Here is a 17,933-nt window from a genome sequence, read left to right on the forward strand (position 1 = left end):
CCCGGTACGCCGTGTGCGGATCACGGTTGATAGACCGGGAGAATGGCTGCGGGTGACGTTGCCTCCGATGACGACAAGGCTGGCCGCCAATCGCGTGCGCTGGATTGGTCGGCGAACAGGCCGACGACGCGTGGGTCGCCGTCCCGGTCACACCCGCTCGGATCGAGGCGTACCACCCAACCTCGCACCCGATCAGCACCAGGAGTCTCCTCGGATGCGGTTGCGAGGGCCGCGTCCGGGGCGGGTGTGATGAGTTCGCACACGTGGGTTCCGTGCACGTTGGTCAGGTCCAGGGTGCGGGTGATGTCGTGCCAGAACAGGGCGCCGTCCAGCGCGCTGTCGAACGGCCCGTAGCAGACCGGGCCGTTCGAGGTGTCGAGCAGGACGATGGACGGAACCGGGGTGTCCGTGGTTGTGGCGGGTGCGCTGCTGGTGCCGAGAGTGCTGGCACGGACTGGCAGAAGGCAGCACTCGACCGAGCGGCCCTCGCGCGGCGTTGACGCGTCGGTCAGCCATTGGTGCGCCTGATCGCGGTCGAACGGTCCCACTGCGAAGGCGGCGCGTGGTTCGGTCGGCACCACGACCAACGCGATGACGCACTCGTCGTGCGCGGTGGCCTCCGGGGTTTCGTTCGTCAGGACCGCCATGACCTCGTCGGGCAGCGGGAACACCTCGCCCCGGGTCGTGTTGTGTGTCAGCACCGGTTCCGCGTCGGGCGGGAACAGGGCCACGGTTCGGGTCGCGGTGACGTCCGGATCGTTGATACCGCGCCAATCCGCGCATAATCGCGCGTCCGCGCGGGTGCCGAAGACACCGTGCGCGACGACACCGTCCAGCAGGGAAACGGCCAAGGCGACAAACGAGTCCCGTGTCATATCGGGTGGTTCCTTTCCTGTCGATTGTTATCGGCGCAACACGTTCACCCGGTCACCGCCGAGCAGCGGCGCGTCCTCCGGGCCCGCGAGATGAGGTTCAATCCAAATAGGACGGTGGTCGTTACGGCTGGCGTACCACTGATTGCGCCAATGCCCTCGCACGACCCAGCGGTGCCGGTACTCGCGAGTCGATGTGGTGGTGTCGCTGTGGTCGGACGGTTCGGTGCGAGCGCGACGCAGGTCGATGTAGCGGACGGTCGGGTCGACATCGGGAGTGTCACGGGCCATGCGACGACGCGCTCCGCGCGGCGCGGTGATGTCCTCGGACCGGACGATGGTCTGCCCCATCAACAGCCACGTGGCCAGGATCGTGCGGTCCAATGTCAGACTGGCTTCCGCGAGCTGTCGCGCCTCGTCGCCCAATGTCGCCGCAGTGACCTCACCGGGCCAGCCATCCATGTCGGTGTATTCCATCGGGGTCAGCCCTTGCCAGTCGTAGCCATGCGGCGGGGTGAACGACGGTGGAACCGGGGCGCGACGCAGGTTGGGCAGCAAACCGGACGCGAAGAAGTCGAACCCTTCCTCGGGCGTCGGCGGGGCGTCGGGATGCGGCTCCGGTCGCGTCGCCGCACGTTCACCGCACCGGATCGCCTCGTCGCGTGGCAGCGTCGCCAGGAACCGTCCAAGACGGGCGACGTCATTGGCGGCGGGGCGTTGCCATCGGTGGACCCACAGGCCGCCGCGTCCCGGCCCCCAGGACACGATGCTGACGCCGTCGTGGTGATCGGCCGGGTTGGCCACGGGCGGCTCGGCGTAAACCATCATGCCGACCGGGGCGGGCAGGTCCTCGGGGTGCAACCGGTAGTCGGTCAGCGTGGTGGCGGCGGTGCGGGCGAGTTCGGTCATGTCGCTGGAGACGTAGAACAGTTCGGCGACCGGGAACTGGGCGGCCAGTGTGCCCGCGATGGTGGCGGCCACGTCGTCGGAGCGGCCGAACACCCGCGATTCGGTGGCCTTGTCCGGTTGCGGGCCGAGGAAGAACTGCAACCAGTTCGCCGCCCCGTCGGGCCCGGGATCTCGTGTCCACGCCGTCATGCGCGCGCGGATCTCGGGTACGTCTCGTGCTGTCACGGAAATAGGCATGGCGAAGCCCCTTTCGGAATAGGAAAGAACGCCAGAAAAGGCAGAGGATTAGCGCGTCCCCGTGCGGCTGATGTCGGCGTGACGGATAGGGCCGGAGCAGCTGTCCGGTGAATTCAGAGGTGTTACCGAGGTGCGGTGATCGCGTCCAGGGCGCGTTCGATGTGGCTAGGCATCCTCGTGGGGGCGCCAGGATGGTCAGAAAGGTAGGCCAGCATTTCCGGGGCCGGATGTGGCGGGGCGTCGCCCGCGAGAACGGTCAGGGCGGGGCCGTGGCGATGGTGCAAGTCGGCTGCCAGCGGCGCGGCGATAGGCAACCACACGTCACGGATCTCGTAGCGGCCCTCGGAGTCCGGGTGGATGGTCCGGGGCTCAGAGTCCAGGGACAGCCCCCAGGGATCGTCGTAGATCTCCAGGGTGTCGCCGTGCCACTCGAAACGGACCTGGGCGTTGCCGTAGAACGATTCCAGGTAGACACCGATCCATTGGGCGACCGATCGGCGGCAGCGCAGCCCGATGTCACCGAGGGAGCCCTGCCCCTCCAAATCCGGAAACTTTTCCAGGCTTTCGATTTCTAGCGATGGTGTTTCGCCATCGGCGATGATGCCGGGGAAGGCAGGTTTGTAGGGCAACGCGACCAGTACCTCACCGCGTACGAACGGGGGCGGGCCGAGGCCGGTGGAGCCGCGGTGCGTGGAGCGTGGGTCCATAGCGGACACGTCCTTCTCGAAATCCGATGGTGCGGGTTCGTGCTATGACGGGTCCATGGACGCTCCGTGCACGCCCAAATGTCAAGCCACATATACGTTTTCACCGACCTAGCCGTATCGCGACGTCCGGCACAGAGGTGTGTCCACACGAGACACATGTCTTGTTTGACGAATCGCTTGACATGGAGGCGGTGACGAAGCGTTCCATAGTCGTGTAGCCCGAACAACCGGATGCGCACCGGCGGGCCAACGCCCCGGCCGGGGCATGACCATCCCATTCCGCACCAAAAACACAGGGAGTTCGTCATGTCCCGTAAGAACCGCAAAACCCGCACCGCAAACGCCGCAACCACCGCCGCTACCGACGACCGCCACCTGCACGCCGTGGCCGACGACCTCGGCCAGCAGAACGCACCGACCACAGAGGACAAAGTGCGGGCAGCGCTGACCGACAATCCTGGCTCCACGACCGCCAAACTGGCGATGGCGGGCGGAGTCGGCCGTTCGACCGCCGCGAAGATCCTGGCCCGCTGGGACCGCGACGGCACCGCGATCCGCACCGCAGGCGACGGTCCGCGCAACCCCGACACCTGGACACTCGCACCGTCAACCAGCGACACCGCCGCACCCGACATCGACGAGGCACAGACGGACACGACGGCGCCGCCCAGCACCGACCAGCCGACCGACGACACCGACATCGACGGCACGGTCGAGGACCCGGGCGCGACCGAGGCCGCCACCGACGCTGACGGCTCCACTGCCGAGGACACCACTGCGGCGGTGCCGGGGCCAGAGGCCGGATCGGATGCCGACGACACCAACGTCGCCGCCGACACCACGCCTGCCCCGCCCACCGACGGCGACGGCACTATCCCTCCGCCTGACACGGCACAGGTGGATCCGGTGGATGGCGCGGCCGAGCCCGAGCCGTCTTCGGCAGCAGCTCCGGTGGTCTCCGAATCCGCCGACACGGCCGCCACGGACAAGGACCGACTGCCCAAGGGCGGGCTGCGGGCCTTGGTGGAGGAGTACCTGACCGAGCACCCGGGCGAGACCTTTGGGCCTGCCAAGATCGGCAAGGAACTCGGCCGCTCAGGTGGCGCGGTCAACAACGCCTTGGAGAAGCTCGTCACCGACGGGTACGCGATCAAAACCTGCGAGGCACCGAAACGGTTCGCCATCAACCCGGACAAGACCGACGTCCCGGAGACGACCGACGGCTCCGGGGAACCCGCCGCCCCGGACGCCTGACAGCCGCCGCCTACCCGCGCGGGGCCGTCGCCATTCACTTCCGATGGCACGGCCCTGCGCGCGGGCGGGTTCGTGCGAACACCGGTCCCGCATCGTCGACGGGCGTTTGGACCATCACCGCCGTCCCGGACGACGACGGCACCACCTCCTCCGCCACCACCCCGACCGCCTGAACCTGTTCCCCACGTCACCGTGCCCCGGCCGCCCACTGATTGGCCGGGGCACGGTGACGTTCCGTCGCTGCCCTGTCGGCGACGAGAAGCCACGCCGGAAGCCCCCGACGCGGGCGGCCTATTGGGTTATGTGTTCGATGATGTCGCGCAGGAGGGCGCGGGTTTCGGGGTCGGTGGAGTACAGGATGGTGCCCGCGCGGGCTCGGGTGAGCAGCACGCGGTAGGTGCGGCGCGCCCACAGGTCGAAGTCGGCCGCTGAGGCGCGGGTGAGGGCGTCGTCCCGGGTGGCGGCGGTGTCGGTGACCCAGCGGCCGTCCCGCCAGAGCAGGTCGGGGCCGAGGATGACGCCGCCGTAGTCGTACTCGAAGCCTTGCGCGGTGTAGATGCAGCCGACCTGGCCGGCACCGGCAGGTTCGATCGCCCAGAGCGGCGAGGGCGGCAGCCCGTTGACCGCGCGGTTGCCTTTCACGCTCCACGGGCGGTGCCAGTCGCCGATCACGATGTCCTCGACCAGCGGATTTCCTGGCCTCGCTTCGCTCCATGGCCAGCAGTACCCGGCCGTCATCCGGGTGCTCGCACCGAGCTCGGCCTTCGCGCGCAGCAGCTGCTCCAGCTCGTGGGGGCTCTCGGCCACCCGCAGCTCGAACCCCGCCCCCGGTCCGGTCGCCGCATTCCACGGGGCAGGAGGGAGCGGTGCGTCGTCGAGGCCGAGCAGGCGACGGACCCAGCCCTCGTAGCATGGGCTCCGGTGGCGGTGCTGGCTCGCCAGCTGGGCAGTGTGCACGGCGGCACCGGAGGCTCGTACGGCCGTCTCGATGTGGGCGTGGGTGCCGATCTGCCCGGGACGGACTGCCTGGTCCTCGTCGAGCAGGAACACCACGACCCGGGCGGCGTCGAGCAGCTCCGCGGCTTGGGTGCGGTCGCTGCGGCGCGAGGCCGGGGTGTAGCGGGTGTTCGAGGTCGCGCGCAGCTGGTGCGCGTCGTCGCACACCAGCAGATCCAGGCCGCCCAGCTCGGTGTCGGCGGCGGCGGTGCCGAAGTACTGGAACAGCTGCTGGGTCTGGCGTGAGCCGTGTCCGGCGGTCTTGCGCAGCGCGGTGGTGAACGCCTGCGAGCCGGTGGCGTGGCGAGCCCGGTAGCCGGCGCGCAGGGCCTCGCCGAGCAGGGTCAGCGCGAGGGCGCTCTTGCCCGAGCCCGCGGCGCCGGTGACCACGACGGCCGCCTGACCGTCATCATCGGCGGCGAGGAGCCGGTGAACGTGGCCGAGGACGGCCTGCTGATCCTCGGACAAGGTGAACGCATCGGAGTGTGTGAGCGAGCGGGCCGCGACGTCGAACAGCGAGGGCGCCGCTGAGCGCGAGGGTGATCCGGCGGTCGGCATGAGTACGTTCCCTCCTCGCTGTGAGACCACGGGGGTCAGGGCACCAGGGTCTCAGGACTCGACGGTGATGGTGCCTGGCGCTTCGCCCCGGGCGAGCAACGTTGGGGCGGAGTGGTCGGCGACTACGTGCAGGATCAGGATGAAGCGGTGCTCGTGGCCACGGTGCCAGTTGTGGTGGTCGGCCAGCCGCCGGAGGTCGTCGAGCACCCGCTGGTCGTCGATGTCGGGTTCCCACCGTTCGGCGGGCTCGCTCAGGCCGTAGAGGTTCAGCTGGATTCCCCGCGACGCGGGCCGGGCGACGGTGGCGCACCGCACGGCCCGCCACGCCGGGTCCGAGTGGGCGCGCAGCAGCGTGGTGACCTCGGCGGTCAGCCAGATCGCCAGCTGCGGTAGCTCGAGCGCGGCGGTGTCGTCGTATCGTTCGCCGAACACCGTGCCCGTGGGGTGCTCCCGCACGGCCTGCCCCAGCACGGTGCCCGCGACGCGGCCCAGGACGCGCGCCGTGGTGGCCAGGGTGCAGCCGGAGGTGGCGTCGTACCAGTCGTGGGCGGGCACCTCGGCCAGCACGGCCCAGCTGCTGTGATTGGCGGTGAGGCGTTCGGTGACCGCGCGGGAACGGGTCGCCGAGTGCAAGTTGCGTACTACGCGGACGCGCAGCATGTCGGGGCCGTGGTGGTAAATGCGTTCGAGCAGGTGGTATTCGCCGTTGGTGGCGACCCGCTCGTTAACCAAGCGGGGCGCGGTCACGCTGGACTCCCCGACCGGGCTCGGCGCCCGTCCTCCGGCGCCGTCTCGGGTGGGTGCACGCCCCCCTCGGATTTCACCGAGACTGCCTGGAAGGTCCACTCGTCCCCGTCGATCCGATAGTTTCCGTCCGCGTCGGGGTCGATGCGCCAGGGCAGGTAACCGTCGAGGGACCGCAGGTGCTGGTGAACGTGGACGAGGGTGTCGCCGTCGAAGTACACCAGCGGGTGGTCGTCGGGGACCTTGTGGTGGTTCGTCGTACACCACGCCGCCACGGCCTCGGCGATGTCCGGCCGGAACACCGGGACCCACGGCGCTGCTGGCTTGGTGTCGATCCGGGCAGGAAACCCACTCACGGGCAGGTTGTCGGGATCGCAGGTGACCACGGTTTCACCGGGGCGCGGGAAGTGCCGCTCGGCGTCGCGCAGTACTTCGAGCTGGCGGTAGAACCGGGCGCGGGTGCGGGTCGGGGCGGACAGGAACCAGCGGCCCAGCTCGCCCAACGGGTAGCGGCCATCCTCGCCCAGGGCGATCTCGTGGCGCTGGTGGTCGGCGTCCCCGGTGAAAACCACGAGGAGGTCGTCCTCGAAGCGGGCCAGCGGGTACCAGTCCGGGTCGACCGGGTAGACCACGTTGAGCCATTCGCACACCGCCTCGGCGACCTCGCGGCGTAACCGGGGCCGCACCCACAGGCCATGGTGGCGGCGGGGTTCGACGACGGCGGGGAAGCTGACCTGGTGCGGCTCGGCGTGGGCGGCGGGCACGAGTTCGATCCAATGCTCGCCGGCGGCGAGGTCGGTGCCCGCGGACGGGTCCTGGGTGGTGGGCGTGTTCATCGGGAATCTCCTTCGGTGGTGGTGGCGTGGTTGCCGGGGCGGGTCCAGCGGTGCGCGACCGGATCCCAGGTGGCCGTGGTCAGGAGGCGGTTGAGGTCGGGCAGGCCGGGGCCGAGCATCCAGCCGAACTCCAGGCACTCGGCTTCCCCAGGCCAGCGTCCGGTCCAGATGTCCTGGGGGCAGCGGCACGACGTGGCGTGGCCGAGGCGCTGCAGCCCGGTGGCGAGGCAGCGGGCCACATCGCAGCCCTCGATGTGGGCCTGGCCGATCCCGACGTGGCAGTCCGGGCAGGCCGATTCCAGCGGCGTGGCGTCGGTGTCGGTGGGGCGGGTGGTCATGCCGACCTCCTGGTCGTGTCGTGACGGTCTCCGAGGAACTCGGTCCACTCCTGGGTTTCGTAGCTGACGTAGGTGTTGTGCAGTCGTACGTCGCCTGCGAGGAGTTGGCGGTGCGCGAGCACCAGTCCGGCTCCGGCGGTGATGCTCTCGGCGAGACGCAGGTGCATACGTGCCCAGTCGAAGCAGCGTCGGTACTCGTCCTGGTCGACGGCGCGGCTGCTCAGCGTCGGGTAGATCTCGCGGGCGCGGGCGAACAGGGCCTCGGCGGCGGCGCAGTGCTCGGCGGCGCTACGTGGCTCTGCCGTCCCCGTCTCGTCTGCGGCGGGCGGCGTGGCGGGTGCGGTGTTCGGCGGCATGGTGTCCTCTCTGGTGGTTGTGGGCTGGAGTTTGGGGTCAGTAGGCGGTGAGCACCGCGCGGGCGCGGGCGTCGGCCAGAACCGGGTGCGTGGTGTGGCGGTTGTCGTCGGCGATGTGTGCGCGCACATCGAAACGGGGCGGGCCGCCGGAGGGGTCGGTCCAGCCGTAGAGGGCGGGCAGCATCGCGAGCGCGTGCGCGGTGGCCTCGGCGGCGGGATCGCCGTCGCGGTAGCCGAACACTTCGAACTCCAGCTCCACCGCCGACTCATCGGCGGCGATCGCGTAGCGCAGGTGCGGTGACAGCTGGGCCCGCAGCTCGTCGAGGGCGTCGGGAGCACCAGGTCCCGGCGGCCCGGTGAGGTCGGCCAAGATCCGCAGCCCGAGCTGGTACAGGTCGTGGCGGTGCGTGTCGCCGAGCAGCGGGCCGTAGCGGCGGGCGGTGGTGTCGGCGGCGTCGATCCCGGTGTAGCCACACGTGTCGCGCCCGTGCGGGAACACCAGCGGATTTTCCTCCGGTCCGGGTGGGATGTACTCGCCCGCGCGCATCGACCAGCGGTCTCCCCGAATCGCGGTCCACACCACGCCTGTGTCGAAGGCGTGGACGTAGTCGGTGCCGTGGCTGGTGGGCCAGGGCCACGGCCACTCGCGCCCTGGATGGGTGACCTCGCCTGCCTTGTCGATTTCGGCGGCGTGCAGGAAGAAGTCGACGAGGGTGGTGAACCCGCCCTCCGACCGGGCCTGCTCGATCTCGTCGAGGCCGTTGCAGGCACAGCTGTTGAGGTGGGCCGACCCGAGCCATTCGGCGTCCGGGCCGCGCCCGAGGTAGAAGTCGTGTGTCGTCGATGTGCTCATCGGGCGTCACCGCCGAGGGTGGGCATGTCGGCGGGTTTCTCGCGCATCAGCGGCATCGGTACCGACGGCGGGGCGGCGGGATCACGCAGCCACGTGTCGATGTCGGGCGGGCCGAGCGGATCGTCGCCTTCGGGGAATCGCGGGTCGTGCGGATCGATGCGGTGCCAGCGGACCCCGCCGCCCACGGTGACGAACACCGCCACGTCTTCGGGATCGAAGGTGATGATCCAGCTGCTGTTGTGGCTGCTGAACCACAACCAGGGCCAGCCGAGTTCAGGCTGGTAGCCCTGGCCGAGGCGTTCGTCCTCCCACACGACGAGGGCATCGGCGACCGCCGCGCGGAAGGTGTCCTCGTCCGTCGCGGTCAAGGCCAGCAGCACGGGCGGGACGGCGAGAAAGTTGTCGGGGTAGCACTCCCCGCGCAGGGAGCCGATCCACTCGGCGTGCTCGCCACGCCCGAAGTAGAAGTCGGTGTAGCTCGACATGAGCTGTCACTCCTTTACCGTGATGGCACGTAGGGCTTCCGGCTGGTTGGTGCCGGGACGCAGGCGTAGGGATCGGGCGGCGAATACGGCGGGGGTTCGTTGTGGTCAGCCGTGTCCTGATCGCGCTCGGCAGCGCGGCCGAGGATGTAGGCCAGCACGATCACCGGGGTCCATGGTCCCGGCAACATGACGGCGAGCACGGTCCACAGGAGCCGTTTCTTCCTGTCCTGCATGGGTTTCTCCTCGAATGCGGCGGGACGGAGCCCTGTCCGGGCGACTTGGTCAAGGGCGTCTCCACAGGTGCCCGGGATCGGTCACGGGGCACGCCGGGAGTGCGTTGTGGCGGGAGCCGGACCGCTGGCGGCCCGCTGGGGTCGCGCAGCCATCTCGCGAAGTCCGGCGGGCCGCACCGCAGCGGCGGGCGCGGGTTGTCGGGGTCGAGTTGGTGCCACCGGTCGCCGCCGCCCGCCGTCATGCGCACGCCATGGTCGTAGGTGATGATCCAGTCGTTGCAGTGGCTGGTTTCCCAGTCCCACGGCCACCCGTTGCGGGGGTCGTGCGCGGCGCCGAGTCCCTCGACCGCCCACATCAGCAGCAGGTCCTTCACCGCCGAGACGTAGGTCGAGGGGAGCCTCGCGGTCAGCGCGGCACGGCCGTAGGGATGTTTGAGGAGGTTGTCGGGGTGGCAGGCGAACTGCAGGGAGCCGATCCACTGTGCGCCGAGGTAGAAGTCGGTGCGGGTGGTCATCTTGTGCCCCTTTCCTTGTGGGGTCTGTGGGTTGGGCGGTCAGGTGCCCTCGGAGTTCGGGCAGTGAGGCTGGTGTCCGACGTCGGATCCGAAACCCAGCGGCACAGGCACGGGGTGACCGCTGGTGCGCGCGTCGAGGAGGCGGCCGAGGGAGGCGAGATCGGTGACCTCGGCCCGCGGCACCTCGCCGGCGCACTCCGGGCACGGCGCGAGGGCCCGCAGGTCGTCGACCGTGCCGCCGAAGGAGGTGAACCGGTACTCGGTGCCGTGATCGGTGATGGTCACGCGATACCAGCGCCACCCGCCGTGTTCCCGGTCCGGGTCGTCGGTGACCGTCACCGCCGCGCACGGGACCCCGAACACGTCGGTCACATCCCGGACCAGCCGACGGCGGGTGATGGCGCGCTGGACGTCGCACGGGCGAGTGTCGAAGCCGGGATCCTGACGGCGGGCCCGGTCGAACGCATCAGCGGCGCGTCCGGAGAGAGTCTCGGCGGCGGTGTTCATCGGGGGCGCTCCTTCACACGGGTGTCGTCGGCGGTGGGCGGTGCGGTGGTGTGGTCGACCCGTGCACCGAGGGCGCGGGCGAGGGCGGGTGCGCGGGCGATCGCCTCCTCGACCGGCAGGGTCAGCTCGATGCGCATGACGTCGCTGAACTCCATGTACGTGACCGACACGGGCGCGATCCTGCGCGGCTCCTCGCGGCGGAATGTGGAGGTGAGTTCGTGGAACAGCTGGGACGCGAGCTCGTCGCGGGCGGCGTGCCCGCGTGCGCGCGCTTGGTCGCGCTCGCGTTTGTCGGTTTCGGCGCGCGCGAGTGCCTGGTGGTAGCGCGGGATGAGGTGCTCGTGGATGTAGGTGGCGACCTCGGCGGGCGCGGTGCCGACGGCGAAGCCGGGATGGGCGTCCTCGTCGTGTTCGCGTGGCCACACGAACACGTCCCAGAGCCGTCGCGGCACGTCGCCTGGTACCAGGTGATACCCCCACGCGCGCCGATCCCACGGGTGCAAACCGATGCGGATCCCGGTGCTCAGGCACAGAAGATCCGCGACCTCGCCGGGATTGCGGCCACGCCCGACGGTCCACTTGCCCGGTAGCGCGGCGGCGATGTGGATCGCGTCGAGGGCGACCCGGTCGTACTTCGTGACGCGCGGCGGCGCCGCATTGGGTTCGGTGTCGTGGGCGGTGTCGGGTGCCGTTGTGGTCGTTTTCGTTGCCATGATGGGGCTTCCTAGTCGCTCGTAGGGTTGGTTGAGGGTTGGCGGCGCTCGTGGGCGGCGACGCCGTCGTTCCAGGCGAGCTGGCAGGCCAGGGCGTGGCCGTGGGTGGCGGTCGCGGCGTCGGCGGCGTCGAACCATCCGTCGGCGTAACCGGAGCTCCAGTGCGGGGAGGCGGGTTCCGGCGCGTAGTCGAGGCCCGCGCGGTAGTCGTCCCAGCCACACCTGCGGCCACGGTGGTAATCGGGCATGGCGGTCACGGGATGTCCCCTTTCGTCGTCCCGTGTGGACGGTCGGACCCGCTAGGCGTCCGTCGCGTGCGGGCAGTGCGGGTGGTGGCCGGGGTCGCCGTGGAATTCCACGGGCGCGTCGTCGGTGCCGTGGTGTTCGGACTCGGGGTCGAGGTGCGCGCCGAGGTCGGCGAGGCCGGCGACTCGCGCGACCGGGACCCGGGGTGCCTCGCAGTGCGGGCACGGGCCGAGCAGCAGCCAGCCCCATAACGGGTCGAACCCGGTCAGGTCCTGGATGAAGTACCAGCTGCTGCCCTCGTTGGTGACCTCGATGAGGTCGCCCGGAGTGATATGGGTTCCGATGCCGTGGTGGCGGTCGGGGTCATCGCGCACGATCACCGTGTCGATGCCGACGTCGAGGGCGGCGGCGATGTGGGCGGCGGTGATCGCGCGGCGGTCCCATTGCAGCCGGAAGGTGTGGCGGTCGGCGAATTCGCGCGGGGCGGTGTCGCGGTGGCGGCGGGCGGTGGTGATCGCGCGGGCGGTCAACGACGCGGGCGCGTCGGTGGGTGTCGTCGTGGTCATGGTGAACGGTTCCTCCTCCGGTGCGGGTTCGGGTGCGCGTGCTCACGCGGTGGCGAGGTCCGCGCGCAGCCGCGCGAGCGGGCGTCCGTCGCGGGCGCGGCGCCACAGGTGCCAGCCGTTGACGGTGGTGGGGGTGGCGAGGCTGGTCGCCAGCGCGGAAACGGTGGAGATGCGAAGCTCCTCCGGTCCGGTGTGGTGCACCAGCTCCCCGTGCGGGCCGATGGTTGCGGTGTGGTCGTTCCACACCAGCTCGTCGCCGATGGCGAGCTCGCCCGCGCGGATTAGGTCGGCGAGCGCGTCGGGTGCGTCCGGGTCTACCTGTGCTGCATCGGCGAGTCCGGGCGGGCGAGGGCCCCGCGGAGGCGAGTTCTTTCCGAAGATCGACGAGGCGAACACCCACACGGCCAGCTCCTGTTCCGCGCGGTCGGCGAGGGCCCGCATCCACGTGGTCACCGTGGTGGCGACGTGGTGCGGCCACCGTGTGTCCAGCGCGGCGAACGTGGCGACCGTGTGCCATTCGCCTGGGGCGGCGGCGAGTACCTCGACGTCCACCCGTGCGGGGTCGTTGTCGGCGGGCGGAGTCAGTCGCACCACGACGTCGCCTCGGTGCACGTGGGCGGGCGGCGGTGCGGGCAGCCACACTCCGGCGAACATTTCGGCGGTGTCGGTGTGCGCGGGATCGGTCGGGTAGTCGTGGTCAGGAAGGCCGAGCCGCACGCTCGTGACCACGAGCGCCCACGCACCGGCGGGGTTGCGTAGTGGCACCGTTCCCGGTGATGCGGGCACGAAGGTCACCGCGTCGGGTGGCACGGTCGGGTCGGTTGGCGTGGTGTGCGTGGCGGTCATGGTCGGCGCTTCTTTCCGTTGCGGCGGTGGGGTTTGGGCATTCCTGCTAGTCGAGCCATGGCGTGGCCGTGGTGTTGCGGAACCGTGCGGGTGGGATGCCGTTGGTGACGTGTCCGGAAGCGCAGCGCACCTTGTAGTGCACCCCGCTGGGCACAAGTTCGTCCGTCTCGACGGTGTCTTCGGGGGTTGGACACCGAAACAGGTCGCAAGCCCAGGTGATGTTTTTGAAGAATTCTTGGTATTTCCTGGCGTCCTCGGGAGCGTCATCGCGAAAGAAGAACTGCATGGGATTGGCCTTCCGGGTCGGTGATGCTTGGTCGCTCTTTGGTGGTGGGCCGTGTTTTAGTCGCGACCAGCGAGGCCCGGCATGTTCGCGAGTTCGTTCCATAAGTTGATTCCGTTGCACCGGTGCGCGGACAGTCCGAGCGCGTAGAACGCGGTTACCGTGTCCGGCATCGGGTAGCGCCGCACGGTTCCGATGGGGTCCTGGCATCGCACGGTTACGGTGCCGTCGCGGTGGCGGACGATCGTGCCGTTGTCGATGGGCGCGTAGTCGGTGCCGTCGCCGTTGTCTCGCCAGTGCAGCAGCGCGATCGTGTCGCCGTGCTGATTGACGATGGGCTCTGCGGAAGCGGGCGGCGTGGTGTGCGTGGTTGTCATGGTTCGGCGCTTCTTTCCGTTGTGGTCGTCGGTTTTGTTCGCCCGGGGGCGGGGGTGCCCGCCCCCGGGCGGTGGGATGGTTCAGCGGGTGGCGCGCAGGGCGGCGGTGGCTGCCTGCCCGATGGCGCGGGCGGTGGTGGTGGGGTCGGTCAGGGTGTGCACGGTGGCGCCGTTCATCGGTTCGTTGCCGAAGTCGTTGGGTTCCAGCCACAGCACGGCGCAACCGCTGGCGCGCAACCGGTCGAGCATCTTCTGCCCCGGGATCTTCGTGTCGTCTTCGAAGCATCCGTCGGAAATGATCACCAGCAGGCGGGCGGCGTCGGGGCGGGACAGGTTAAGCGCGCCGTCGAGTGCGCCGATCGCGGTGTCGATGTGGTGCTCGCCGTCGTTGGTGTCGAATTCGGTCACCCGTGCCGGGGTGACACCGGGGTGGGTGATCGGGCGCACGTGGTAGCCGAAGATCACGGTGGCGGTGGTGGCGGGTACGGCGGTGTGGCGGGCGGCGTCGGCGAGGATCCATGCCGCCGAGGCGACCGGTGCGGCGAAGGCGTCCATGGACCCGGACACGTCGCACGCGATGCCGATCCGTAGTGGCGGGGCGGGCACGGTCGCGCGGGTGGTGCGGGTGAACGGTTCGGCGGTGGGGATCGCGCCCGCCGCGCGTTGCGCGTCGGCGGTCATCGCTCCCCGCATCCGCAACCGCCCCGGGGGCACTACCGAACGGGTTTTCGTGACCGTGCGGTCACGGACTCCGGCGGTCGTGAGGGAGCGGGCTAGTTGGCGCGCGGCGGTGCGTTCGGACGGGCGCGGCGCCCGGGTGCCCCGGGTGGTGGTGCCGTAGGGGGGCGGCTTTCCGGGGCCACCGTTGAAGACGGCGCGCGCGTTGCGTTGCGCGTTCTGCTGTGCCTCGTCCTCGTCGGCGGCGGCGTTGAGTTTCTGGGTCACGGGGTCGGTGGGTGCGGGGTCGGCGGCTACGGCGCGGCTGACCGCCGCCGCCGCGCTGGCGACCGCTTTCGCCAGTGGTGACGGGGTGCCGTTGCCGTTCTGCCCGTCGTCGCCGTCGTCGCCGTCGTCGTCCCCGGGTTCGGGGGGCGGTTCGTTCGGGTCGGTTCCCAGCGCCTCGCACCAGCGGCGCCCGAGGTCGATCATCGCGTCGGCGTCGTCGTCGGCGGTGCGGTGTGCCTCGCGCCAGATCTCGCGCAGAGTGTCGAGGGTGTCGGCGTCGAGGAGTTGTTTGACGACGCGGGCGACCGGGGTGGTTTCGCGGCGGTTGAGGATTCCCCCGTCCACCCGTGCCAGCAGCAGCGCGGCGGACCGGGCGGCGTCGTGGGTGGTCATTTTCGGGGCGGTGGCGGGGTTGTTCGCTTGCGTGTCGGCGAGAATGAGGTTGGTGGCGCTGGCGCGCAGCCAGTACCGGTCACCCGGGCGGCGTCGGATGTGTGCCGCTTCGATGCGGGACTCTTCCAGCAGGGTCGCCGCCGCTGCTGCCCCGGGCGGTGCGTCGTCGGGTGCACGCCAGACCGAGTGTTTGGCATGCGCGCATTCGTGGGTGAGCAGTCCCCACGCGGTGCGGTAGCGCTTGCGGTCCCCGACCCGGTGCGGGGCGACGGTGGCGGGGTCGACCCCGCTGTCCACGTGGGACCCGTCGACCTCGATGGTGTACAGGTCGGGGAAAAAGCACGCGGGGGCACCGTGCCCCGCCCCGGGCGCGACGGTCACCACGAGGTCGTCACGGTCGGCGATTGCGGGGACCTCGTCGCCGAATGCGGCGGACAGGGTCAGCCACCCGGGGGTGGTGGGGAAAATGGCGGTGGGTGTGGCGGCGGGTGCTGCTACATGGGTGCTCATGGGGTGTGTCCTTTCCGGACAGTCGCGCGGATGCGGTGGGGGTCGCGTTAGAACTGTGACCCGAGGGACAGCGGGGCGACGTTGGCGCCGAACACGTTGCGCACCACGTCGGCGACCACGTCCCGGTCCTCCTCCGGTGCGATGCCGACCAGGTTTCCAGCGGCGGCGGTGGTGCCGAGTACGTCGGCGATCCGGTTGAACGCGATCAGCTCACGCAACTGCGGCGCCCACCCGATCTCTCCCTTTTCCTGCCGTGCGGACAAATTCCGCGCCACGCGCACCGCTTTCTCGTCGATCTTGAGCTGGGTGGCGAGGTCGTAGTCGGTGGACACGTGAATCTGTGCGGAAAACCGCGACGAGAGCGCGTCGGTCAGCACGGCGCCGTGAACCCCGGGGTTGTGTCCGGCCACGACGTAGAACCCGTCCTCGGCGTCGACTACCTCGTTTTTGTGGGTTTTGATGATGATTTGGCGGCGTCCGTCCATCGCGGGGTACACCACCGCGAGCACGGTCGGCGGTATGAGCGTGGCGTCGTCAATGAACAACGCGCGCCCTTCGCGCATCGCGGTCACCAGCGGGCCGTAGGCGAATTCGTAACGGCCGTCCGGGGTTTGGGTGTAGGACCCCACGAAATCATCGGTCACGGTGTCGCTATCGCCCTGAATGGTCACGAGGTCGTCGAACGCTGCCTCCACCACCGAGGTTTTCCCGGTACCGGGCGGGCCGTACATGAGCGCGGACACGTTCGCCTCGCGCAACCGCCGTAGCGCGGTCACGTCGGACAGCCCGGACAGCTTGCGCGGGTGGTACATCTGCCCGTTCGGGCGGCGTACGGGACCGGTCACCAGGGCGGGCGTGGCGGGGGGCGTGGCGGGTTTCGACGGCGCGGGGGTGGCGGTGGTCCCGCGCGGTGTGACGGTAGCGGCTTTGGCGGCGTCGGCGGTTTTGTCGGTCGCGCGGTAGGTGACCGGGTTGGTGCCGATCTTTTCGGCTTCCCCTCGTGATTCCAGTGTCGCCAGTGCGTTCCCGACCGCGCCGGAGGACTTCCCGCCGAGTTTGGTCGCGATGGCGCCGGGGGTGAGTGCGGTGGTGGGGTCGTGGGCGAGTTGTTCGGCCACCATGCGGCGGAGTTCGCCGTTGCGCAGTCGGTTGGCCGCGCCCGGGGCGGCGGGCGTGCTGCCCGTGGCCGGAGTCGTGGCTGGCGTGGTCATGGTGTCGGGTCCTTTCGCGTGGTTCGGTCGGGCGGGGTGGGACCGGTGCGGGCACGGTGATCCCGTTACCGGGTGGTGTCGTCCCATTCGCAGTGGCGGCGGGCGAATTCAAGGTCGGCGGCGGAACCGCACGGGCACGGCAGGCACGCCCACCGTTCCCATTGCTGGCGAGTGATTTCCAGCGGGCGGGAACAGCTACCGCATTCCACGGTTCCGGTTTCGTGGTGGTCGTTCCCGTTGGCGCGTGCCGTGTCCGTGCGTGCCATGGCGGTTTTCCCTGCCGTCGCGTGATTTTCAGTTGCTGGCGAGCCCGTTGATCAGTGCGTCGACCGCGTTGTATTCGCTGGCGGCGTGGTAGTGCGTGCCGTCGGCGGTCACGACTCGCCAGTGGTCGCCGCGCACGGTGTCGGCGGGGTAGTAGGTTCCGGCGAGTGTTCCGTCGGGGCGGGTGACCACGCCGTACAACATTTGTTGCGCGTCGGCGGGGTCGATCACCACACCCGTGACCGTGCACCCGTTTTCCACGAAACGGCGCACCACGATTTCCGGCAGTGGCCCGGGGTCGGCGGTGGGGTCGATTACGTACACGGTGCGCGGGTCGTTGGCGTTGTGGTTCACGGTGTGCCCTTTCGGTTGGTTGGGTTGTGCGTGGTTTGCGGGGTCAGTGGGTGGCCGCGAATTCGGCTTCGGCGGCGTCGGCGTCGCGCTGGTGGGTTTCGGCGGCGTGGTCGGCGGCGTCGGGGGTTGCGTGTTCTTGCTGCCACCCGCAGTAGCAAAACGCGGTGGCGGTGCCGTCGGCGTTGGTGGCGGTGTCGGCGTAGCACATAGCGGTCCCCGTTCGTGAATTGCTGATTTTCCGGCTTCCCGGGGAATGGTTCGCACCCGGGGCGGTGGTTTGTTGTGGTTTCCGGTTTTCCCGGTGACACAACAAACGTAACTCGACCCCGGACGCCACGCAATAGTTTTTCCGGGTCAATTTCGGGGAATTTTGGCTATCTTTCGACGCGAGCGGCGCGCATTTCCCGTAAATGTTTGTGCAGGTCAGGTCACTTCCGGTCGGTTCAGAATGGGCGCGCCGGCCACAGATAAGGCCGCGGACAAAAGCAGTTCTTTTAAAGAAATGAAAAAGAGAAGTGAGAAGTGGATAAGGTGAGTGAAGTGCAGTGGTGAGCACAGGCGGAACGACGACGAAGGTGCGTGACACCGCCGCCGGGCCTGATGTGCTTACCTGCTTGGTGTCAAGCGAGTCTGGGACACCGGTGGATCCCCTTGCAGGGGGTGTGAGCTGCGAGAACGCTTGACACGGGGGGATCCACCTTAGTCGGATACCGGAGGACGAGGCTGATAGGCCGGGTCGGCGGCCCCACGGTTGGCAATCACCGTCCGCGTCGCCTCGGTCTGCGAGTGTGGCACCGGCTAGCCGGGCGAGGACGTGGCGCTCGG

The 17,933-nt window shown here is 69.6% G+C and carries 23 protein-coding genes; 1 reads left to right on the forward strand and 22 read right to left on the reverse strand.

Annotated features, from left to right (window positions below):
* Positions 1–20 precede the first annotated feature (20 nt).
* From LWP59_RS37360 to LWP59_RS37370, 3 genes are all read right to left on the reverse strand, one after another.
* On the reverse strand, positions 21–875 hold the full coding sequence (locus LWP59_RS37360) for a hypothetical protein (RefSeq protein ID WP_101436266.1): 855 nt from the start codon (positions 873–875) through the stop codon (positions 21–23).
* Positions 876–902: 27 nt separating this feature from the next.
* Positions 903–2,018, reverse strand: coding sequence for a hypothetical protein (locus tag LWP59_RS37365; RefSeq protein WP_233921961.1), 1,116 nt, complete (start codon positions 2,016–2,018; stop codon positions 903–905).
* Between the two features lie 122 nt (positions 2,019–2,140).
* Positions 2,141–2,725, reverse strand: a complete 585-nt coding sequence (locus LWP59_RS37370; protein WP_101436268.1) for a hypothetical protein — start codon at positions 2,723–2,725, stop codon at positions 2,141–2,143.
* 231 nt (positions 2,726–2,956) lie between these two features.
* On the opposite strand from LWP59_RS37370, the gene LWP59_RS37375 reads away from it, so the two are divergent.
* The gene (locus LWP59_RS37375; protein ID WP_229857918.1) at positions 2,957–3,979 is read left to right on the forward strand and encodes a hypothetical protein; all 1,023 of its coding nucleotides are present in this window, start codon (positions 2,957–2,959) and stop codon (positions 3,977–3,979) included.
* Positions 3,980–4,270: 291 nt separating this feature from the next.
* On the opposite strand, the gene LWP59_RS37380 is transcribed toward LWP59_RS37375, so the two are convergent.
* The 19 genes from LWP59_RS37380 to LWP59_RS37470 form a co-directional block, all read right to left on the reverse strand.
* On the reverse strand, positions 4,271–5,533 hold the full coding sequence (locus LWP59_RS37380; RefSeq protein WP_101436270.1) for a DUF2075 domain-containing protein: 1,263 nt from the start codon (positions 5,531–5,533) through the stop codon (positions 4,271–4,273).
* A 51-nt stretch (positions 5,534–5,584) separates the two neighbouring features.
* A complete protein-coding gene (locus LWP59_RS37385) occupies positions 5,585–6,280 on the reverse strand; it encodes a hypothetical protein (RefSeq protein ID WP_101436271.1) in 696 nt (231 codons plus the stop codon).
* Complete coding sequence (locus LWP59_RS37390) at positions 6,277–7,113, reverse strand: hypothetical protein (RefSeq protein ID WP_101436272.1); 837 nt, start codon at positions 7,111–7,113, stop codon at positions 6,277–6,279. Before LWP59_RS37390 ends, LWP59_RS37385 begins: the two co-directional genes overlap by 4 nt.
* Positions 7,110–7,451, reverse strand: coding sequence for a hypothetical protein (locus LWP59_RS37395; RefSeq protein ID WP_101436273.1), 342 nt, complete (start codon positions 7,449–7,451; stop codon positions 7,110–7,112). Before LWP59_RS37395 ends, LWP59_RS37390 begins: the two co-directional genes overlap by 4 nt.
* A complete protein-coding gene (locus tag LWP59_RS37400; protein WP_101436274.1) occupies positions 7,448–7,807 on the reverse strand; it encodes a hypothetical protein in 360 nt (119 codons plus the stop codon). Before LWP59_RS37400 ends, LWP59_RS37395 begins: the two co-directional genes overlap by 4 nt.
* A gap of 37 nt (positions 7,808–7,844) precedes the next feature.
* Complete coding sequence (locus LWP59_RS37405; protein ID WP_101436275.1) at positions 7,845–8,660, reverse strand: hypothetical protein; 816 nt, start codon at positions 8,658–8,660, stop codon at positions 7,845–7,847.
* On the reverse strand, positions 8,657–9,145 hold the full coding sequence (locus LWP59_RS37410; RefSeq protein WP_101436276.1) for a hypothetical protein: 489 nt from the start codon (positions 9,143–9,145) through the stop codon (positions 8,657–8,659). Before LWP59_RS37410 ends, LWP59_RS37405 begins: the two co-directional genes overlap by 4 nt.
* 160 nt (positions 9,146–9,305) lie before the next feature.
* Positions 9,306–9,893, reverse strand: coding sequence for a hypothetical protein (locus LWP59_RS37415; RefSeq protein WP_186383562.1), 588 nt, complete (start codon positions 9,891–9,893; stop codon positions 9,306–9,308).
* Positions 9,894–9,932: 39 nt separating this feature from the next.
* Positions 9,933–10,400, reverse strand: a complete 468-nt coding sequence (locus LWP59_RS37420; protein ID WP_101436277.1) for a hypothetical protein — start codon at positions 10,398–10,400, stop codon at positions 9,933–9,935.
* Positions 10,397–11,113 carry a hypothetical protein gene (locus LWP59_RS37425; RefSeq protein WP_101436278.1) on the reverse strand — a complete coding sequence of 239 codons (717 nt, stop codon included), beginning with the start codon at positions 11,111–11,113 and terminating at the stop codon, positions 10,397–10,399. The genes LWP59_RS37420 and LWP59_RS37425 overlap by 4 nt, the downstream gene beginning before the upstream one ends.
* 11 nt (positions 11,114–11,124) lie before the next feature.
* Positions 11,125–11,361, reverse strand: a complete 237-nt coding sequence (locus LWP59_RS37430) for a hypothetical protein (protein WP_144644219.1) — start codon at positions 11,359–11,361, stop codon at positions 11,125–11,127.
* Positions 11,362–11,412: 51 nt separating this feature from the next.
* Positions 11,413–11,925: a hypothetical protein gene (locus LWP59_RS37435; RefSeq protein ID WP_101436280.1), complete on the reverse strand. Its 513-nt coding sequence runs from the start codon at positions 11,923–11,925 to the stop codon at positions 11,413–11,415.
* Between the two features lie 42 nt (positions 11,926–11,967).
* Positions 11,968–12,771 carry a hypothetical protein gene (locus LWP59_RS37440; protein ID WP_101436281.1) on the reverse strand — a complete coding sequence of 268 codons (804 nt, stop codon included), beginning with the start codon at positions 12,769–12,771 and terminating at the stop codon, positions 11,968–11,970.
* 46 nt (positions 12,772–12,817) lie between these two features.
* Positions 12,818–13,057: a hypothetical protein gene (locus tag LWP59_RS37445; RefSeq protein ID WP_101436282.1), complete on the reverse strand. Its 240-nt coding sequence runs from the start codon at positions 13,055–13,057 to the stop codon at positions 12,818–12,820.
* A gap of 56 nt (positions 13,058–13,113) precedes the next feature.
* On the reverse strand, positions 13,114–13,431 hold the full coding sequence (locus LWP59_RS37450; protein WP_101436283.1) for a hypothetical protein: 318 nt from the start codon (positions 13,429–13,431) through the stop codon (positions 13,114–13,116).
* 81 nt (positions 13,432–13,512) lie between these two features.
* Positions 13,513–15,279 (reverse strand): VWA domain-containing protein, encoded by a 1,767-nt coding sequence (locus LWP59_RS37455; RefSeq protein ID WP_101436284.1) that lies wholly within the window; start codon positions 15,277–15,279, stop codon positions 13,513–13,515.
* A 47-nt stretch (positions 15,280–15,326) separates the two neighbouring features.
* On the reverse strand, positions 15,327–16,490 hold the full coding sequence (locus LWP59_RS37460) for an AAA family ATPase (protein WP_101436285.1): 1,164 nt from the start codon (positions 16,488–16,490) through the stop codon (positions 15,327–15,329).
* Positions 16,491–16,784: 294 nt separating this feature from the next.
* On the reverse strand, positions 16,785–17,108 hold the full coding sequence (locus tag LWP59_RS37465) for a hypothetical protein (RefSeq protein WP_167441926.1): 324 nt from the start codon (positions 17,106–17,108) through the stop codon (positions 16,785–16,787).
* Positions 17,109–17,151: 43 nt separating this feature from the next.
* Positions 17,152–17,316 carry a hypothetical protein gene (locus LWP59_RS37470; RefSeq protein ID WP_167441927.1) on the reverse strand — a complete coding sequence of 55 codons (165 nt, stop codon included), beginning with the start codon at positions 17,314–17,316 and terminating at the stop codon, positions 17,152–17,154.
* Positions 17,317–17,933: the final 617 nt, after the last annotated feature.

It is taken from the genome of Amycolatopsis acidiphila, assembly GCF_021391495.1.
Taxonomy (GTDB): domain Bacteria; phylum Actinomycetota; class Actinomycetes; order Mycobacteriales; family Pseudonocardiaceae; genus Amycolatopsis_E; species Amycolatopsis_E acidiphila.

Bases quoted from the DNA above. Each gene is read 5' to 3' on its own strand.
- LWP59_RS37360 (WP_101436266.1), bottom strand. From the start codon at position 875: ATGACACGGGACTCGTTTGTCGCCTTGGCCGTTTCCCTGCTGGACGGT.
- LWP59_RS37365 (WP_233921961.1), bottom strand. From the start codon at position 2,018: ATGCCTATTTCCGTGACAGCACGAGACGTACCCGAGATCCGCGCGCGC.
- LWP59_RS37370 (WP_101436268.1), bottom strand. From the start codon at position 2,725: ATGGACCCACGCTCCACGCACCGCGGCTCCACCGGCCTCGGCCCGCCC.
- LWP59_RS37375 (WP_229857918.1), top strand. From the start codon at position 2,957: ATGCGCACCGGCGGGCCAACGCCCCGGCCGGGGCATGACCATCCCATT.
- LWP59_RS37380 (WP_101436270.1), bottom strand. From the start codon at position 5,533: ATGCCGACCGCCGGATCACCCTCGCGCTCAGCGGCGCCCTCGCTGTTC.
- LWP59_RS37390 (WP_101436272.1), bottom strand. From the start codon at position 7,113: ATGAACACGCCCACCACCCAGGACCCGTCCGCGGGCACCGACCTCGCC.
- LWP59_RS37395 (WP_101436273.1), bottom strand. From the start codon at position 7,451: ATGACCACCCGCCCCACCGACACCGACGCCACGCCGCTGGAATCGGCC.
- LWP59_RS37400 (WP_101436274.1), bottom strand. From the start codon at position 7,807: ATGCCGCCGAACACCGCACCCGCCACGCCGCCCGCCGCAGACGAGACG.
- LWP59_RS37405 (WP_101436275.1), bottom strand. From the start codon at position 8,660: ATGAGCACATCGACGACACACGACTTCTACCTCGGGCGCGGCCCGGAC.
- LWP59_RS37410 (WP_101436276.1), bottom strand. From the start codon at position 9,145: ATGTCGAGCTACACCGACTTCTACTTCGGGCGTGGCGAGCACGCCGAG.
- LWP59_RS37415 (WP_186383562.1), bottom strand. From the start codon at position 9,893: ATGACCACCCGCACCGACTTCTACCTCGGCGCACAGTGGATCGGCTCC.
- LWP59_RS37420 (WP_101436277.1), bottom strand. From the start codon at position 10,400: ATGAACACCGCCGCCGAGACTCTCTCCGGACGCGCCGCTGATGCGTTC.
- LWP59_RS37425 (WP_101436278.1), bottom strand. From the start codon at position 11,113: ATGGCAACGAAAACGACCACAACGGCACCCGACACCGCCCACGACACC.
- LWP59_RS37430 (WP_144644219.1), bottom strand. From the start codon at position 11,361: ATGCCCGATTACCACCGTGGCCGCAGGTGTGGCTGGGACGACTACCGC.
- LWP59_RS37435 (WP_101436280.1), bottom strand. From the start codon at position 11,925: ATGACCACGACGACACCCACCGACGCGCCCGCGTCGTTGACCGCCCGC.
- LWP59_RS37440 (WP_101436281.1), bottom strand. From the start codon at position 12,771: ATGACCGCCACGCACACCACGCCAACCGACCCGACCGTGCCACCCGAC.
- LWP59_RS37445 (WP_101436282.1), bottom strand. From the start codon at position 13,057: ATGCAGTTCTTCTTTCGCGATGACGCTCCCGAGGACGCCAGGAAATAC.
- LWP59_RS37450 (WP_101436283.1), bottom strand. From the start codon at position 13,431: ATGACAACCACGCACACCACGCCGCCCGCTTCCGCAGAGCCCATCGTC.
- LWP59_RS37455 (WP_101436284.1), bottom strand. From the start codon at position 15,279: ATGAGCACCCATGTAGCAGCACCCGCCGCCACACCCACCGCCATTTTC.
- LWP59_RS37460 (WP_101436285.1), bottom strand. From the start codon at position 16,490: ATGACCACGCCAGCCACGACTCCGGCCACGGGCAGCACGCCCGCCGCC.
- LWP59_RS37470 (WP_167441927.1), bottom strand. From the start codon at position 17,316: ATGTGCTACGCCGACACCGCCACCAACGCCGACGGCACCGCCACCGCG.